The organism is Desulfoluna sp., from assembly GCF_030145185.1.
In the GTDB taxonomy this organism is placed as follows: Bacteria; Desulfobacterota; Desulfobacteria; order Desulfobacterales; family Desulfolunaceae; genus Desulfoluna.
Genome location: NZ_JAQYWB010000007.1, coordinates 24,454 through 43,058, shown reverse-complemented (window position 1 = coordinate 43,058; position 18,605 = coordinate 24,454). Strand labels below are relative to the sequence as shown.

The following is an 18,605-nucleotide window of genomic DNA, read 5'->3' as shown; positions in this document are numbered from 1 at the left end:
TATGAATCTCAAATCGTACATTTTTAAGTTATCATGAGGCCATCCACAACAGTCATTACTATTGCTCTCGGCTTATGAGACGAGAGCAATGAAACGAAAAAAAACGGATGTAATTTACCCGAGAACCGTGGGTTAATTCACATCCGATATCTGCTTTCAAGATGGCACACTTTGCCGCCGCAGGCTTTTTTTGGAGCTAAATAGTTACAAAGGCAATTCCCCTACCCTGAAAACCGATCCAAAAGCTTCCGCGCTGCGTGGCCGGGGAAAATCTCCCCTTTTTCCACCCCAGCCACCATCTCATCCACAAGAGAAACAACCTTCGGAGCTTGTTTAAACCGTTCCATAAGCCCCTCTTCCACCAGCGCCCATAGCCAGTCAATCTGCTGTTTTTTCCGTCGATGCTCTAAGGCACCGGACGCTTTGTCCTCTGTATAGAAATCAGACAAAATGGTTTCAAGGGAATCCAACCCCTTGCCATCCAGGGCACTGGCTGTCACCACGGGCACCTTTCGATCCCTGCTGAAAAAAGAGAGGGCGTTTTCATAAGATTTCCGTGCTCTTTCTGCCAGCTCCCGGTTCTCTCCGTCGGACTTGGTAATGGCCACGGCATCGGCCAGCTCCATGATGCCCCGTTTGATGCCCTGGAGCTCGTCTCCGGCTCCGGCCAGCATCAGGAGCAGGAAAAAATCGACCATGCCTTTCACGGTGGTCTCGGACTGCCCGACCCCCACCGTCTCCACGAGAATCACGTCAAACCCGGCTGCCTCACAGGCCACCATGGCCTCACGGGTCCGTGCTGCCACACCGCCAAGGGTCCCTCCCGAGGGAGAGGGCCGGATAAAGGCCTCATCACGCCGCGAAAGGCCTTCCATGCGCGTCTTGTCTCCCATGATACTCCCCCTGCTGAGCCGACTGGAGGGATCCACGGCCAGCACAGCCACCCGGTGGCCCCGGTCAACCAGATAAATCCCAAAACTCTCGATGAAGGTGGATTTCCCCACCCCAGGGACACCGGTGATTCCCAGGCGCAGAGCGCCCCCGGCATGGGGGGCGAGCCCCCGCATCACGTCAGAGGCGACCTCTTGATGGGCAAGGTTTCTGCTTTCAAAAAGGGTGATGGTTCGGGCGAGGTCCCGCCGGTTTCCGGCGAGGACACCTTGGATCAGACGGGTGGCGTTGTAGGAGTAAGTGGGCATAGGATAGTATGTAGTATGTAGTATGTAGTATGTAGTGAGTGGTGAGTAGTGAAGGGTTAATGGTGAGTGGTGAACGGTGAACGGCTGGTAGGGTGTGCTTGCGCACCATTTGTTCGGAAAACCAACGTCTTTTGCCATTTCTATGCGGCTTGAAGGTCACCCGTACATGAGATTTCATGACCGTTACGGTTCTTCGGCGGTGCGCAAGCACACCCTACCTCACATCCCCTACACCATCGGCAACGCGTCACATAAGGGCGTGCTCGCATAACCCATACCGCGAGCCTGGCACGCTTTTTCGCCCTTCCTCTGTGCACACTGAGCCTCTGTGGTTCGCCCATCCCCTACTCGTCCAGCAGAACATTAAGAATTCGGTTTGCGGATTCGGTGACGCGGGTGCCTGGGCCAAAAATATCTTCCACGCCCATCTTCGCCAAAAGGTCGTAATCTGCCGGCGGGATGATACCGCCCACGAAGACGGCGATATCGCGGGCGCCGTGCTCGGTGAGGTGGTGGATCAATTCCGGGACTAAAATTTTATGACCGGCGGCAAGAGAAGAAATCCCGACGGCGTGGACGTCGTTTTCCACGGCCATTTTCGCTGCCTCTTCGGGGGTTTGAAACATGGGGGAGAGATCCACGTCAAAACCAAAATCGGCGTAAGCGGTGGCGATAATTTTTATCCCCCGGTCGTGGCCGTCCTGGCCCATTTTGGTCAGGAGAATACGCGGTCGTCTTCCATGATGTTCAGCAAAGGCATCGGTACGATTTCGGAGGGTGGCCAGGGTGTCGCTGTCTCCCATTTCTCCGGCATAAACCCCGGAGATACACCGGGTGGTGGCGGTGAATCGGCCGAACACCGTCTCCATGGCATCGGAGACCTCTCCCACGGTGGCGCGGGCACGCATGGCCGGGATCACTGCCTCCAGGAGATTGCCTTTTCCTTCGGCACAGCGGGTGATGGCCAAAAGGCAACCGTCCACTTCGTCCTGATTACGATTTTTCTTTAGAGCCTGAAGCCTTTCGATCTGTTCTTCCCGGATGGTGGCGGGCACGTCAAGCACCTCCAGCTCGTCTTCGTCCTCCACCTGATAACGGTTCACGCCCACGATGACATCGAGCCCCTGATCGATACGGGCCTGACGACGGGCCGAGGCTTCCTCAATACGCATTTTCGGCATGCCCGATTCAATGGCACGAGCCATGCCGCCGAGGGTTTCCACCTCGCCAAGAATGTCACGCACCTTGAGCACAATCTCCCGGGTGAGGGACTCCACATAATACGAGCCCCCAAGAGGATCAACCACGTTGCAGACCCCACTCTCCTCCTGAACGACAATCTGCGTATTGCGGGCCACCCGGGATGAAAGCTCCGTGGGCAGGCCAACGGCCTCGTCAAAGGCGTTGGTGTGAAGGGACTGAGTACCTCCCAGGACGGCGGCCAGGCACTCCACGGTTGTGCGAATAATATTATTGTAGGGGTCCTGCCGGGACAGGCTCCACCCGGAGGTCTGGCAATGGGTGCGCAGCATGGAAGATCGTGGGTCTTTGGGGCTGAACCGGGCCATGATCTCCGCCCAGAGGAAGCGGGCCGCCCGAAGCATGGCGATCTCCATGAAAAAGTTCATGCCGATGCCGAAAAAAAAGGAGAGTCGCGGAGCAAAATCGTCCACATCGAGCCCGGCGTCAAGGGCCGCCTTCACATACTCCAGGCCATCCGCCAGGGTAAAGGCACACTGAAGCACCGAATCGGCCCCGGCCTCCATCATATGATACCCGCTGATGCTCACCGTGTTGTACCGGGGCATCTCCTTTGAACAGAAGCCGATGATATCCGAGACAATACGCATGGAGGGCGTCGGGGGATAAATATAGGTGTTGCGGGTGAGGTACTCTTTTAAAATATCGTTCTGAATGGTGCCGGTGAGTTTCTCGTGGGGCACGCCCTGCTCTTCCGCGGCCACGATGTATCCGGCCAGCACCGGAAGCACCGCGCCGTTCATTGTCATGGAGACACTCATGGCATCTAAGGGGATCCCATCGAAAAGGATCTTCATGTCCTCCACGGAATCCACGGCCACCCCGGCTTTGCCCACATCGCCTGCCACCCTCGGGTGGTCCGAGTCGTACCCGCGGTGTGTGGCCAGATCAAAAGCCACGGAGAGCCCCTTCTGACCTGCTGCGAGGTTTCTTCGATAAAAGGCGTTGGACTCCTTCGCCGTGGAAAAGCCAGCATACTGCCGAATGGTCCAGGGACGCCCCGCGTACATGGTGGCCTTCGGTCCCCGGACATAAGGAGGCAACCCCGGCAACGCCCCCGCCCACGGCAGCCCCTCCAGGTCTCCCTCTGTATACAAGGGCTTGATGGATATCCCCTCCGGCGTGGTCCGGGTCAGGCTCTCAAGTTCCCTGTCCCGAAGCTCCTTCTCCGCCAACTTCCGCCAGGCTTCAAGACAATTGCCACGGCCCATACCGATTCTCCTTTCAGGGTAAAAAGCAATCTGATCGCCGCCCTTTCTCAGCACCCATCGATGAAGGTTCTTTGTTCTTCGTGCTTCGTTCAAGGAGTCGCTGCGCTCCATAAATGGAGGTTCTTCGTTCTTCGTGCTTCGTGCTTCGTTCGAGGCGTCGCTACGCTCCATAAATGGAGGTTCTTCGTTCTTTGTTCTTCGTGCTTCGTTCGAGGCGTCGCTGCGCTCCATCCATTATAAATTCAGGCCCCATGTCGCCAACACCGTTGGAATTTCGGCGGCGTCGCAGGATGGACAAAGGTCATGCCGTGCCCATCTCAATGGGTGGCAACCGCCCCTGCCGGGAGCAGGATGTTGGGCTGCCTGTGGTGCTGATAATAATATGGTCCGCGGAGGTTGATCGAACAATGATGGGCACGCTTCGCGCTTTTCCCATCCTACGGGGTTAGCCCGGATATTTCACGAGTCGGATGCGCTTATCTGCAAGGCATCAAAGCTGCAGATGTAGTGGTTTACCTCAAAGCTCTGATAACGCAGCAGATGAGTGCACCCGGCTCGCCCGAAGGGTGAGAAAAGCGAACAGATAATCGTGAATTACATTTTGTATTTTTGAAATAACTGAATTTTCCGCAATAACTCATTGCAATAAATGTTTATTTCTTCGAATCGATCGTTTTCTCATGAAATATCCGGGTGAGGGCTTCTCCCAGACTCACAATGAAACGATCACGTGTTGCTTAGAATGGATGGGCATCAGATTTTTATTCTCCGGCTCAAGCGAAAGTTGTTTGCAAATTGACGTCATAGGGGGAAGAGGGGAAAAAATGTATTTATCACGAAGGACATAAAAAGCATAAAGGGCCTTCGGCCGAAACTATGTCTAAAGCGCCTATGACCTATTACCTTTGGCCTATCACCTTTGACCTATCACCTTTGACCCATCGCCTTTAGCCTATTGCCTATCACCTTTAGCCTATTGCCTATCACCTATCGCCCATCGCCTTTCCCCGACCTCTCACACAACTCTACCAGCACCCCTTGCGTCTCTTTGGGATGAATAAAGGCGATACGGGCTCCCCCCGCACCGGTGCGGGGGATCTCGTCAATCAAACGGATCCCCTTGGCTTTAAGCTCCTGAAGGGCCGCATCGATATCCTCGACGCGAAAAGCGATGTGGTGAACCCCTTCGCCTCTTTTCGCAAGATATCGCCCCACCGGGCTGTCAGCCTCCACGGCCTCAAGGAGTTCCACTTCGCTCTCACCCACGGGAAAAAAAGCAGTGGTCACCTTCTGCTCAACGACCGTTTCCTCTCCCTCAAAGGAAAGACCCAGAACGTCCTCCCAGAAGAGGCGACCTGCATCAATCCCGTGTACCGCAATACCAATGTGGTCCACGTGGAGCACCTTCATGGGGTTCTCCTTCCATGATAAACGCCAGCTTGATCTGTTGATTTGTCGAATGGATTCGGTTCGAGGGCTCAAAAGCCCTATCCCGAATATTTCATGAAAATAGGAGATGAAAAAGACGAGTAAGAAAAACTCAGCTGTGCTGCAAGACTATAAACGATGTTTTATATTCTGAACGAATGCTCAGTAGAGACAGGAATACCACGGCGGATTTTTGGTTGTCAAGAAGATTCAGCAGGGAACACAAGCCTTCTGGGTGTCCATCGGAATGCCTTGGAAAAAAGGCTCAGGCGATCCTGCAGGGGGGCCTGGCTTGAAGCGATAAATCAACCCGGAACGACTTCCCGGGACGCTGGGATGCGAAAAGAGACCTCAACCCGGTCCATCCCCGACTTTTCCTGACGGGTTCGGATGGATAAATCATCTGAAGTCATCCCCGCATCCAGAAACTCACGGGCCACATTGGCCGCCCGTTCTGCGCTTAAAACAAAATGTTTTTTCGCCTTTGAGGTATCGGTGTATCCCGTCACCATCACCGCCGGGCGATAAGGTTTCAAGACGTCAGCCACACGATGAAGGGTTTCACGATACTCACCGGAAACCCGGCTCCCCCCCGCTGAAAAAATCACGGGAAGTTCCAGGTGAACCACCAGCTCGGTTCGATTTTTATCCAGGGTAAGCCATGACCCCACATCACTCTTCTCAATCTGAGTGGCCAGGTCGGCGTGAAGGCTTCGATAACGCTTTTTTACCGCAAAATGAGGATCGGCGATGGATCCCTGCTTTTCCAGGACAACGGCCATCGTTCCCTTGAGCCACACAGGTATTTCACCGGCATCGGCCACAACCTGAACCATCCCTGCAAACTCACGTTTATGGCTGAAAAGCACCTCTTCCAGAAGAACAATCTCCCGGGCTTCATCACGCGTGTTATTGCCTTCAACGGCAAGGATCACCATCCGTTCTTTCGCGTCACGAAGACGTGCGGAGACCTCTTCCACGGCCTTGGCCACAACGGCAATCGCCTCGGCGTCAGGCTTCAACCCATCAGGGCCGTACCCATTGACCCCCCCGGCCCAGGCCGGAGAACAGACGAGGCCCAACAACATCAGTGCACAAATGGCACTTAGAATCTTTAAAATCGCAAGTCGTCCCATAACCTTCCTTGGTCAATCAACGGGTTTTTGCTGCCTCCGCAACAAGGAGCCCAGCCCGACGCATCCATGTGGCGGGATTGTTCTGAGCTCTGTAGAGCATAAAATAATGATGAATTCATCAGCCGGATGAACCCGAATGCTCATGTCTTATATCGCCAGTTAGGGAAAAATCTGAAGGCCTGAGAATAAAAAAATGCTGACTATTCAGCTCCAAAAAAAGCCTCCGGCGGCAAGGTGTGCCACCTTGAAAGCAGGTTGCGAATGCGTTTTGCCCCTCGTCCCTCGGGTCAAATCACATTCGCCTTTAAGATAAAATTTAATCAAAAATGATTTTTAAAACCTATTTGTTAAACTTTTCAGAAGTTTAGCCCCCGGCAGGGCCGCCGGAGGCATAAGTTGAACAGTTACCCGTTTTTTTAACCCATCATCAAAACCGATGAGCCCCTTCGAAGACAAAAAACTTACACCGGCGTGGCTCCGGATCTACGTGCAACAAAGCCTTGGGTATTAAGGCCTGTGGCAGATGACGACCCGGCTTTATGAGCCAGGTAAGCGGCCCCCAATTTTTTAATATGGCCATCCACATTGTCAAAATAATTAAAATGGGCTTGCTCTTCATCAATGACCGCATCAAAAAGTTTGACACTGACGCTGTCTCCGCAATCCTGGCACACCTTAAGAAAATGATTGTATGCTGTGATGCCCTCATCTTCCAGTTCGGTGTCAAAACCAAAAATCACTTCGATCCCCTGGCCGCGCTCCACAGTATTTGCAGCAAAGGTGGTGGGCTCCCCCCCCAGTTCCTTGATACGCTCGGCGAAGGTCTCGGCATGACGCATCTCATCAATGGCGATCAGCTTCATCTGTGCCGCCAGCTCACCAAAATCCAGATCATCAAGGCTGTAGTGTTGATTCATATACTGCCCAATGGCCTGGAGTTCCATGGCCCGGGCCTTGTTCAACACCTCAATCACTTTCGCCCTTTTCTCTTCCTTTTCCGATCGTGTCATGACGCTGCACCTCTTTCATGGGTTTATTCCAGTGGACACGGCCATTGGATGTGCTGAACCGTTTCCGTTTTCTGCAGACAGGACTGATCTCATTTTCGAGGATATATCGCATTCAGGAGGGACGATGAGGGCATGTAAAATCCCCATCTTTCATTTAACCCGGATATTTCATGAGAAAACAATCAGCACTAAGGAATAATTCGTCATTACACTTCTTTGCAGAAATATTTTCAGTCGTTTCAAAAATGCAAAATGTAATCCACGGTATTCTGTTTGATTTTCTCACCCTTCGGGCGAGCCGGGTTAAATCACTTAGCTTCAGAATAAAAAGCTTGCCTTTCCAAGTCAAGCCCCACTGTGGTATGCAACAAGCGAAATTAATAACCGCACCCGTTAAATCCGCCTTAAAGCCGGCTTATTCGGGCTTTCTGGCGTAAGGAGTGTGGATCATGACAAACTTAGTTTCAGCAAAAGCAGAGCTTTTTTTCTCCCATCTTCGCGCCTTGGTCGCCATCCCGTCGGTCTTTACCCGACCAGACGATGTGGACAAGGCCATGAGGTACTGCAGGAAGACTCTGGAGACCCACCTGCCCGGCTTTACCCTTTATGAGGACCCAGGCCGAAATCTGCTGGCTATCCCCCACACCCTCAACCTGAAAAAGCCCCTTCTTTATTTGAGCGCCCACGTGGACACCGTCGACGCACATCAGGATGAATGGGATGCCCCCTTTTCCCCCTTTGTCCCTTATGAGAGCGAAGATGAACTGGTGGGCCGCGGTGTTTCAGACTGCAAAGCCGGTGTAGCCTTTCAGCTCTTCCTGGCCGAGCTTGCCGGCGCCGGGGACATGGAGTTTGAGAACCTCATCTTCAGCCTTAGTTTTAAAGAGGAAGGGGCGGGCCACAAGAGCGCCGTCCATATAGGCCGGGCCCTTGGCAAAAGCCTTCCCGTCAGTGAAGCAGAGACCCTCCTGCTCGTTCTGGAGAACACGGTAAGCACAGGAGCATCGCCCTCCCTGGGCCTTTACACGGCGGAGAGAGGAAATTTCGTCATTGAGGTTTCCGGGCCCCTTACTGAACTTCAGCAGACCCTGACACAGCTCCAGAGCTGGAACCCAATCTGCATTTATCCGGAAACATCTCCCCCCCTCTGGAGCGAGGTCATCACCCAGAAGGGAGGACACGCATGCTCCATCCCGCGGGAAAAAAACCGCCTCACCGAGATCATCCTCTCGGCCGATGGAACAGACCTGCTTTCTGCAGGACAACCTGACAGCTTTGGGGTTATCCCCACAGAAATCAAACGGGGGAAAGCCGCACGACCTCTGTCCCACGCCCTGATCTTAAGCAACCGATCCTTTGACAGCCTCACAGAGGTCCAGAAGCAGCTCGCGGGCATCCGCTACCGGGAGCTCAAAGAATTCCGCATCTCACCGGGCATGGACATGAGGAGTCGCTGGGAAGGGTCTCCCTTCCAGAAGGCTCTCGCCACGATGACGCCCCCTCCCCTTGCGATCACCATAGAACACAACACCGGCATTTCAGATGCGTCCACCATCCTCAACACCATGGAGCCCAAACTGGCCGCCCGCTTTTTCCCCGTGGTAATGGGCCCCGGCACCCGCTCGCAGCGCCATACCCGGCCCCAGCGACTCACCCATGGGAAAAATGAAACCTTTGATAAAAAAAGCGGAATGGCAGCTGCCACAACCCTGTTCGCTCTTTTGAAAGAGCTCGGCTTTATCCAATTAAAATAAAATAATATTCTTTTAAAAAAAAACCGCTACTATTTCACCGATCATGCCGATAAGATATGTATAGATTATCAAACACAATAACCATGACACAAGAAACAAATGAGGCTTGTATGGCTCCCCTGCGTCACGTCATTTTTTTTCTCATCCCGCTCCTCTTTTTTTTCCCTCCGTCCCTGTCGGCAACAACCGTGCTTCCCGTCAGCCTTACCCAACTGACTGAAAAGGCGGACACCATCGTGGCCGGTGTTGTGCAGGAGTCCCAAGCCTATTGGGACGAAGGCCGCATCTACACCGATATCACCATAGAAACCATGGAATTCCTCAAGCACCCCACCCCAGATCGTCCTACGGTCATTGTTGTTAGAACCCTCGGGGGCCAGGTCGACGACATGCGCATGGAGGTCCATGGCGTGCCCCGACTTAAGGTCGATGACGAGGTGATCCTCTTTCTCAAAAAAGACGACCAGGCCTACACGATCTTCGGGCTCTATTATGGCCTCTGCCGCATCGAAACAGACCCGCTGGATGCCACTCAAAGAGTCAGTGGCCCCCTGTTCCGAGCCCGAACCACCCAAAGCTTAAACACAAAAGCTCTCCGCCTCAATCCCCTGCCTCCTCAGGGTGAAGGATTGGATGCTTTTTTCCAGCGTGTTCGAGACCTGCTTCCTCCATCCGACGAAACACGAAACCCATAGGTTCCCATGAAATTACTTTCTTTGAAAATTTTTACGGCTCTTCTTGCGCTGTCGCTGTGCCCTGCAAGCCTCCATGCCTGGTGCTGGATCCGCGACACGGGCAGCACTTCCCTGGGCTGCGCGTCGTCCCAATACAAACAGTCCTGCTGCAACGGGAACCTCCGCCTCTGGACCGACGGCACAATAGAATACCGCATTTCCGACGTCACACCCGATCCCCTCATTGTCTCCCTGAAAGCCGGCATTGACCTGTGGAACAGCCTGGAAATGAGTTCCTTTCTCTTCGATTATCAAGGTACCTCAGCCTTCACATCCGTCTCAAAAGACGAAACAAACCTCATCAACATCGACCCTGATTTTGCCACAAGAAATAACATGATCGGCGAGGGAATTCTGGCCATCAGCACCACGTGGACCCAGGGAAGCGGTACCTCGTACCGTGCCGTAGAATCAGATATCGCCTTTAACGGTGAAGAATTCAACTGGGGAGACGGCACCGGCGGTACCATCAATACCACGGCCGTCGTCGCCCATGAAAGCGGTCACAGCGCAGGCCTCAGCCATGCCGGGGTTGAGTGTCAGAATGCCGGTTCTGAAGGGTGTGGCGCAAACTTCGAGGAGGCGACCATGTATTGGCTCTATTCAGCGGGGAACCCGGGACAGAATAACAAAGCAAGCCTGGAGTTAGACGATGCAGCCGCCTTGATTCATGGGTACCCCGTCAGCACCTTCACCGTAAAAGTGGTCAACAACGCTGATATACCCGTCCCCGGTATCACTGTCGAGCTTCTGGACGCCGCCGCCCCACGAGACGGCCAAGACAGCCTTGAAGGTGGGCGTGTGTATGGCGACGTCACCCACAGCGACGTTCTCATGGGAGACAAAGCCCCAAGCGGGAGTTATATCAACCAGACCCCCTTTGATCTGACCAACGCCTCGGGACTGACGAATGCCATCCATCCAACCCGTCGTACCGTCCGAATCCGCGCATCCATCGGCGGTTTCAGCCAGACGGTTGCCCATACACTGATAAACGGCCCCTCCACCCTCACGGTCACCATGCCCGACGGACTCGACGACCTGGTGGGTCCTCTGCTTTCCATTACCAGTCATACCTCGGGTGACCTGGTTAAAACCGACACCCTCACCCTGACCGGCACCGCATCTGACCTGGGACGAGGAGACTCAGGAGTCCAACAGGTAACGGTTAACGGGCTACCGGCCGAGGGCGGCTCCGCGACTACCGGGGAAACCGCGACCTGGAGTGCCGAGGTCCCCCTGGTCACCGGAAGCAATACCATCACAGTCTCGGCAACAGACAATGCCACGACTCAGAACGAAACCAGCCAGAGCCTTTCCATTACCTATGATATCGTGCCACCGGCCGTTGTCCGGACCTACCCTTCAAATGGCATCTCGGAGATTCCAGTCAACAGCTCAATATCGGTCCAGTTCAACGAGACAATGAACCCCGACACACTCTCTGCTGCGACCTTTACAAACAACCGAGGACTTTCCGGACAGGTCACCTACGATGCGGCCAGCCGCACGGCCACCGTCACGCCAGAGTCACCTCTGGCTCCCCTCACCGCCTACACCTTCACCCTGACCCCCGGCATTCAGGATACCGCTGGCAACGCTTTGGCCGCACCAGTCGTCTGGACCTTCACGACCCAGGCAGCTCCAGCGTCTTCAAGCAGCAGCAGTGGCGGATGCTTCATTCAGGTTTCTCAAGAATAAAAAAGGTCCCTTGGTGGTCGCAGATAAGTCTAACCCGCCAAGGCACTGCCAGCACAAAAAAAAAACCGGCCGATGTGTTTCCACACCGACCGGTTCATCACTGTTGCATCTCAGGGTCACACGAGCTAACCCGTATGTTTCATGAGAAAACGGACGGGGCAAAATAATAATATGTCATTACAGCTGGTTGCATAGAAAGATGTAGCCATTTCAAAAATGCAAAATGTAATTCACCGTTTTCGACTCGTGAAATATCCGGGATAGAGGCCAGAGCCTCTGATCAGATCTGCCCTGAGCTCTTCAAAGCAAAGGCAACCAGCTTCTGAGTAAGCTTCTCTTTGAACGCCTGGGGATGATCCAGCTGCATCCGTTTCAGGTAGGGCTCGGAGCCCTCAGGAAGGCCCGTCAGCATCTGCTTTGCCAACCCCATGATGGTCTTGATCTTATCTTTGTCCATCTTGGACTTGAACTCACGCAGGGATCGTCCGAGAACGATCTCCTCTTTGGTAAATTCACAGCCGAAGGGGAACACATCAAAATATCCATTGCCCATTTGACGGAAATGAGCCAGTTTTTTGGCAATGACCTCGGGATAGTTGTTTCGAAATTGTGCGGGAATCTCGTAGTCAGGCGTCAGCTTCCTGGCTTTCTTCGCCTTTTGAACCAGTTCGTCCTGGAAGCGGGAGTCCGCCACGTTAATGAGCGCTTCCACCACCTCGTGATCCACCTTGCCTCGCAAATCAGCGATCCCGTACTCGGTCACCACAATGTCCTTAAGATGCCTGGGAACCGTGGTATAGCCATAATTAAAAACCACATTGGACTTGGGTCCCTGAGCCGTCTCCTTTACCGCTCGGATCATCATAATCAACCGGGCATCTTCAATGGCATGGGCCATGGAAACAAAGTTATACTGCCCCCCAACCCCACTGATGACGGTGCCGTTTTCAAGCGCATCAGAGGCAATGTTCCCCACAATCGAAACGATCATCCCTGCGTTGACGAAACGCGCATCCTTTCTCTGGAGGGTCCGAAGCTTTTCATCCCCATACAGCTGGTTAAGGACGGCCACACCGGTCATCTCAAAGAGCTTTCGCTCCTTCTCGCTCATATTTCTCAAGGTATCGTAGAACTGATTGGGCCCGATAAAGAAGCCACCATGGGCGATGACACCGTTTTCAAGGGATTCTCCGATGCAATGGTCTAAAATCGCATCCAGATTGGCGGCCTCTCGTAAATCGGTCGAGTAACGGGACTCGCCGTCCACGATGGCGTAGTCGTCCCAGACCAGAGCTTCCTTGAACACGCCATACTTCTGCAGACTTTCAAAGTCAGTTTTTTTCAAAATAGGCTGAAAAGCATCCTGGGAAAGAAGAGCCTTCACGGATTCGCGGGTCAGGGTTTCTGTAAGAACCTTCTCATTAACGAGACGCTGAATCTCGAGATTGCCATAAATCTTCCTCTTGATAACGCCGGCAGTATAAAGCTCGACAAAGGCGTCTACGAGCATCTCTGTGGTCCCGTACAACCCCTCCTCGAAAGGCTCCCGCCCTCCAATGCGATCCACAAGATCACCATAATTTGAATTGACGCCCACAGCGTCGAGGACCTTTTTGTAATCCCAATTGGCCTTATTTCGCATGATAAGCGCGGCGGCAATGGCGTCGCCCAAAGAGCCGATACCGATCTGAAGGGACCCACCGTCCTTGACAAGGGAGCTGACGTGGAGACCAATCATGTGGTCGGCTGTGGTCACCGGTGCCTTGGGGACAGAAAAAAGCGGCGTGTCGTACTCAGGGTTTTCCAGAATAATATCGTAATCATCCCCTCCTACCACAGCATCGCCGTACATAAACGGCAGCGCGTTGTTCACATGCCCTATATGGAGAAATTTGCGCCCGGCTGCTTTGGCGTCGGGGATATATTTCTTGATATCAAGACTCAGGTCGGCGTTGCAGCTGTCACTGTAACAGACCTTGCCATTGATCTCTTTCTTGGCCACAATATGGCAATAGAGAATATTGCAATCCTCATCCATCATATCCCGACCCACATGGGTGTAATTGGAGCTATAATGATTCTGCTGGGCCATGGGATCACTTTTAACGGAGCCGGCCTTGTAGTAAAACTCTTTCATCTTCACGTTGGGTGCCAGAGCCCCTTTCCTCAGGTCCAACATATAATCAAAATCAGGGATGCCCTTCCAGACACGATCTCGAAGGGGCTGCATCATACGTCTCTCGAGATCGTTTGACCACGTGGGTTTCTCGAGGGAAAGAGCCGTGACGAACGTCAAATCAATCGACGGATCATTCTTGGCTCGTCGGTACATTTCATTAGAAATCTGATACGATTTACCCAAGGCGATCGGCATACAAAAGGTGATCTTCTTATCAAACTTTTCAATAATATAATCCACGACAGCAGCAACATCTGTGTAATATGTGGGTCCGTTGTGATCAATCACAGCCATACCTCCCTACAATTCGACCATTTAAATCCTTACGAATGCATCATAACCAAAGCATCCTGCTCACCCTTCTCTCCCCTCTTCCCCCATGTGCAAAGGTGATGAACCAGTCATCATTGACTGGCCGCAATCATCCACCATCAACTTTGAGGGCAACCACCGGCACGATCACCTTCACTTCGTGAGACGTGCCGAATCGTGCGTACTGAATAAAATCGTCCTTAAAAAACATCATCGACAGGCATTAAAACTTCATACCTGAAAACTCAAAACAGGAGACAATGCCAGTGACCATAAACCGACACACGAACTTTTTTACAAAACCATCAAAAAAGCACAAATAGCCTATAAACATAGTCACAGCGTGTCAACCTTGTTCGCGTAAATTATATAAATTCGTCTAAATACACATTATCTTTAGCACGCGCCTTAGTTCCTCGCGAGGTTGCGGTTCAGTTGATCACCTCGATCCATTCTGTCAATCCGAAAATAATCCTGGCAAATCAAATAACGGATTGTTTAGCGCGAATGAATCATCCGACGGTAAACACTCACCGTCGCTTCGGCCGTCTGCCTCCAGACAAAACGCTCATGAACTCTATCGACGCCTTTACGCGCAAGGTCAACACCCAGCTTTCTGTCGTCAAGAAGATCACAAATAGCTGTTTCAAGGGCAGAAACATCACCGGCCGGCACGATCCGTGCCGCATCCCCTGCCACCTCCGACAATGCGCCTCCGTCGGTACAAACCACAGGGACACCACAGGCCATGGCCTCACCAACGGGCAAGCCAAAGCCTTCATACAGTGAGGGGACCACCGCCACGGAGGCCCGTGCATACTCCTCGACAAGGCGCTCGTCAGAAACCCGTCCGGTAAACTCCACCACCTCGGAAAGCCCCAGAGAGGTCACAAGCCGCTGAACGATCCCCCCCTCCTTGGGCTGGCCAATCACAGTAAGCAGCACAAAGCGGTTTTTTTTCTTCATGGAGGCCACGGCATGCATCAGGTAATAGAGCCCCTTTAGCGGGCTGTCTGCGCTGTTGGTCACGATCAACCGATGGGGTTCCCTCTGGATCCCCTCGACGGGATAAAACCGAGTCGTATCGATGCCAATGGGAATGACATGTAATTTATCGGGAGACACGCTGAAGTCAGCAACAATATCTCTCTTCGAGACATGAGAGACCGTGATGAGGGCCGGGAGCTTTCGAGCCACTCGTTTCTGCATCCCGATAAACGAATACCACCGCATGGCTTTGGCCCGTTTCCAGAGGGATCGGGTACTCATAACCTCAATATCCCGATCCCTTGTTATGGGATGGTGAATGGTGGCCACCGTGGGAATGTTCCGGCTGATATGGAGAAGCCCCCACGAAAGCGACTGATTATCGTGGATGATATCAAACCTGTGCCCCTCGGTTTCCATGAACCGTTGGGCACGGATCCCAAAGGCAAAGGGCTCGGGGTACCCCATGGTTGAATTGATCCACCACTCGCACAAGTTAAGGGGGGTTTTCAACCGTTTATAGGCGGGCATCTGATCGAAGTTTTCTCGGCTGTACAGATCCAGCCCCCCCAGGACCGTCAAACCGATATCATCATCGAGATGAGGCGCCGGATCGCCAGAGAGGACATGGACCTGATGCCCCAAATCCGCCAGGGCGCGTGCAAGATGGCGGATATAGACACCCTGACCGCCGCAATAAGGGTTACTCCGGTAACTCACCAGACAGATGCGAAGAGAGGAGGGTTGATTCTTCATCGAAGGTTCCTCCTGTCCAATCCCGGAACTCGATGAGGTTTCCGGCCTTCAATGCCATACTCCCAGAGATATAAAAAAAGCCCTGCCACATATCCCAACCCAGGGAGCAAGACCACAATGACAATTTCACCATAATATCGTAGCTTTTCTTTAAACTCTTTCATGATTTCCCATATGATACGTCAACAAAACAAACGAAACCCGAATATGATCCTTTTACAAAAAACCATGAACCCACCCGACATTCAATACGCCAATCGATCTTTTACGTTTAACGCTCGCCCCTCGCCCTTTGCCCCTCGCCCTTTGCCCTTTGCCCTTTGCCCCTCGCCCTTTGCCCTTTGCCCTTTGCCTATCGCCCTTGGCCTTTCGCCTATTGCCTATTGCCTATTGCCTATTGCCTTTCGCCTATTGCCTTTCACCTTTCACCTTTCGCCTTCTAAACCTACCTCACCCCACAAAGCCGTGGAACCCCTTTTCCTGCCCCCGGAACGGATACCCCGACCACAGCCGAGCGTATCGTCCTGTCTCTTCAACCCTCTGCATCTTCATTGCCCTGATCCCGCAATCGTGAGAAAATAGATTTCATACCTTTAAAGCAGACACACGCCATCAAAAAAGGGCTCTGGAGATCATCATGGTCATCACCGCAACCCCCTTCATCGACGAAAGTCGCCTCCACCGTCTCAACGAAACCCAACCGGTACCGGGACGCTATGTCCTCTACCTCATGCAACAAAGTCAGCGCACTCGTTTCAACCATGCCCTGGAGTATGCGGTCCGTCAGGCAAACACACTCGGGCTGCCCCTTCTCGTAGGATTTGGCCTCATGGAAGCTTACCCCGAGGCCACATACCGCCACTATCACTTTATGATGGAGGGTCTCGTTGAGGTGATGAAACGACTGGATGAACGGGGAATTGGCTTCTGCATCCTCAACGGAACCCCGGTAGACGCAGCCATCAAGCTGGGAGAAGAGGCCGCCTTTCTCGTCTGTGATCGGGGCTATCTTCGCCATCAGAGGATGTGGCGAAAAGAGATGGCAAAACGAATCCCCTGCCCCGTTATGGAGGTAGAATCGGATGCCGTGATTCCGGTGGAGGTTGCTTCGATCAAACGAGAGTATGCAGCCCGGACCCTTCGCCCCAAAATTGAGAGGCTCCTGGATCGCTATCTCATCGGGCTTGTCCCAACGCCCATTGAAAATCCCTGTCCGTCTACCCTGCTGCCTTCGGACCGAATCAATCCCTTAAAATCCCTTCCGGGGAGCTTCCATGTAGACCGCGACGTGGGGGCAACCGAACGTTTTAAGGGAGGAGAGAAAGAAGCCCTCCGGCGGTTGCACCTCTTTGTTGATGAGGGCCTTCCACGATACGCCACCCATCGAAACCGCCCCGAGGAAAATGCCATATCTGAAATCTCCCCTTACCTCCACTTCGGCCAGCTTTCCCCCATAGAAGCAGCCCTTGCCGTAAGCCATAACGACGCAGGCCATTCAGACTCCGTGGCTGTTTTTATCGAGGAGCTCATCGTCCGTCGGGAGCTGGCCGTCAATTACGCCTGGTATGAACCCGATTACGACACCTTCGAAGCGACAGCCCCTGCATGGGCGATAGAGACTCTGGCTGCCCGCGGCATCAAAAAAGACCTCTACACCCGGGAGCAGCTCACGGCCTGTGCCACGCATGACCCCTATTGGAACGCCGCCATGGCCGAGATGGTCCACACCGGCTTCATGCACAACTACATGCGAATGTACTGGGGAAAAAAAATTTTAGAATGGCACCGCGATGCCAAGGAGGCCTATCAAACAGCACTTTACCTCAACAACCGATACTTTCTGGACGGAAGGGACCCCAACTCCTACGCCGGGGTAGGCTGGATCTTCGGGCTCCACGACCGCGCCTGGCCCAACCAACCCGGTTTTGGGAAGGTGCGGTCCATGATGGCCTCAGGCCTGAAACGAAAATGCAATATTGAAGGGTATGTTGAGAGGGTGGCAGAGCTGGTGAGGGCAGAACAAGCGTAGCATCGATGGGCAAAGCGCGAAGCGTGCCCATCTGGCAGTCGGGAAACCCACAACGCTGAAAATTGTATAAATTTTGACGACGCAGCATCTCTCCCCGGTGTGATCGGTTGCACCCGCGCCAGATGGGCACGGCACTACCTTTGCCCATCCTACAGGTTGCCAACAATACCCAGTGTACAGAATTTATACTGCAAGCTTAAGATGAGCCAAAAGCATATCAAAAAGCGGACTTACTCATCGTTTCGGCCAGCCACATTAAAAATAGGCCGGTTCTTCTAAAAATTATCCGCGCATGCTTAACTGATTCTGGTTTTAACCCCGCCCAATTCCCGGTACCTCGGGCAGGTCACCAGATGATCGTTCACCATTCCCACGGCCTCCATGAACGCATAACAGATGGTGGACCCCACAAAGGTAAATCCACGTTTTTTAAGGTCCTTACTCATGGCATCAGACGCCGGAGTGCTGGCCGGAACCTCCTCTATGGAGACAAACCCATTGTCCAGGGTCTTCCCACCGGTAAAACTCCAGAGAAGGTCAGAAAAAGAGCCGACCTCGGCTTCATAAGCCAGAAGCGCTTTTGCGTTTTTCACCGCACCCCGTACCTTCAGCTTGTTTCGAATAATCCCAGGGTCGGTCAGAAGCGCCGCGATTTTCGTTTCATCATAGAGTGCAATCTTCTCCGGATCGAGCCCATCCATCACCTCAAGATAGTGTTCCCTCTTCTTGAGCACCGTAATCCAGGAGAGCCCGGCCTGGAATCCTTCCAGGAGCAGCATGGCAAAAAGCTTTCTGCTGTCGCGCTCTGGAACGCCCCACTCTTCGTCATGATACGCCACATAGACAGGGGTCTCACCGCACCAGGGGCATTTTTCAAATGTATTCATGGTCAATTTCGTTATCCATACA

Annotated in this window: 13 protein-coding genes; 5 read left to right on the top strand and 8 right to left on the bottom strand. The window is 53.2% G+C overall.

Annotated elements, in window-relative coordinates:
- Window positions 1–221: 221 nt before the first annotated feature.
- From meaB to Q1Q75_RS03350, 5 genes are all read right to left on the bottom strand, one after another.
- On the bottom strand, window positions 222–1,199 hold the full coding sequence (meaB, locus tag Q1Q75_RS03370) for a methylmalonyl Co-A mutase-associated GTPase MeaB (RefSeq protein WP_300667598.1): 978 nt from the start codon (window positions 1,197–1,199) through the stop codon (window positions 222–224).
- A 344-nt stretch (window positions 1,200–1,543) separates the two neighbouring features.
- Entirely contained in the window at window positions 1,544–3,670 is a 2,127-nt protein-coding gene (scpA, locus tag Q1Q75_RS03365) for a methylmalonyl-CoA mutase (RefSeq protein ID WP_300667597.1), read from the bottom strand.
- A gap of 987 nt (window positions 3,671–4,657) precedes the next feature.
- The gene (gene mce / locus Q1Q75_RS03360; protein WP_300667596.1) at window positions 4,658–5,080 is read right to left on the bottom strand and encodes a methylmalonyl-CoA epimerase; all 423 of its coding nucleotides are present in this window, start codon (window positions 5,078–5,080) and stop codon (window positions 4,658–4,660) included.
- A 323-nt stretch (window positions 5,081–5,403) separates the two neighbouring features.
- The gene (locus Q1Q75_RS03355) at window positions 5,404–6,234 is read right to left on the bottom strand and encodes an OmpA family protein (protein ID WP_300667595.1); all 831 of its coding nucleotides are present in this window, start codon (window positions 6,232–6,234) and stop codon (window positions 5,404–5,406) included.
- Window positions 6,235–6,695: 461 nt separating this feature from the next.
- Entirely contained in the window at window positions 6,696–7,244 is a 549-nt protein-coding gene (locus Q1Q75_RS03350; protein WP_300667594.1) for a ferritin-like domain-containing protein, read from the bottom strand.
- Between the two features lie 170 nt (window positions 7,245–7,414).
- Here Q1Q75_RS03350 and Q1Q75_RS03345 point away from each other — a divergent pair, with 170 nt between their 5' ends.
- From Q1Q75_RS03345 to Q1Q75_RS03330, 4 genes are all read left to right on the top strand, one after another.
- Window positions 7,415–7,681, top strand: a complete 267-nt coding sequence (locus Q1Q75_RS03345; RefSeq protein ID WP_300667593.1) for a hypothetical protein — start codon at window positions 7,415–7,417, stop codon at window positions 7,679–7,681.
- A gap of 12 nt (window positions 7,682–7,693) precedes the next feature.
- On the top strand, window positions 7,694–8,998 hold the full coding sequence (locus tag Q1Q75_RS03340; RefSeq protein WP_300667592.1) for a M20/M25/M40 family metallo-hydrolase: 1,305 nt from the start codon (window positions 7,694–7,696) through the stop codon (window positions 8,996–8,998).
- A 110-nt stretch (window positions 8,999–9,108) separates the two neighbouring features.
- The gene (locus Q1Q75_RS03335; RefSeq protein ID WP_300667591.1) at window positions 9,109–9,693 is read left to right on the top strand and encodes a hypothetical protein; all 585 of its coding nucleotides are present in this window, start codon (window positions 9,109–9,111) and stop codon (window positions 9,691–9,693) included.
- 6 nt (window positions 9,694–9,699) lie between these two features.
- Window positions 9,700–11,433 carry an Ig-like domain-containing protein gene (locus Q1Q75_RS03330; protein ID WP_300667590.1) on the top strand — a complete coding sequence of 578 codons (1,734 nt, stop codon included), beginning with the start codon at window positions 9,700–9,702 and terminating at the stop codon, window positions 11,431–11,433.
- A gap of 280 nt (window positions 11,434–11,713) precedes the next feature.
- Here the strand turns inward: Q1Q75_RS03330 and Q1Q75_RS03325 are convergent, their stop codons facing one another.
- Together Q1Q75_RS03325 and Q1Q75_RS03320 are read right to left on the bottom strand one after the other, a co-directional pair.
- Window positions 11,714–13,906 (bottom strand): acetyl-CoA hydrolase/transferase C-terminal domain-containing protein, encoded by a 2,193-nt coding sequence (locus Q1Q75_RS03325; RefSeq protein WP_300667589.1) that lies wholly within the window; start codon window positions 13,904–13,906, stop codon window positions 11,714–11,716.
- 516 nt (window positions 13,907–14,422) lie between these two features.
- The gene (locus Q1Q75_RS03320) at window positions 14,423–15,667 is read right to left on the bottom strand and encodes a glycosyltransferase family 4 protein (protein WP_300667588.1); all 1,245 of its coding nucleotides are present in this window, start codon (window positions 15,665–15,667) and stop codon (window positions 14,423–14,425) included.
- Window positions 15,668–16,304: 637 nt separating this feature from the next.
- Here Q1Q75_RS03320 and Q1Q75_RS03315 point away from each other — a divergent pair.
- The gene (locus tag Q1Q75_RS03315) at window positions 16,305–17,696 is read left to right on the top strand and encodes a deoxyribodipyrimidine photo-lyase (protein ID WP_300667587.1); all 1,392 of its coding nucleotides are present in this window, start codon (window positions 16,305–16,307) and stop codon (window positions 17,694–17,696) included.
- Between the two features lie 296 nt (window positions 17,697–17,992).
- Here the strand turns inward: Q1Q75_RS03315 and Q1Q75_RS03310 are convergent, their stop codons facing one another.
- The gene (locus tag Q1Q75_RS03310; protein ID WP_300667586.1) at window positions 17,993–18,583 is read right to left on the bottom strand and encodes a DNA-3-methyladenine glycosylase I; all 591 of its coding nucleotides are present in this window, start codon (window positions 18,581–18,583) and stop codon (window positions 17,993–17,995) included.
- Between the last annotated feature and the right edge of the window lie 22 nt (window positions 18,584–18,605).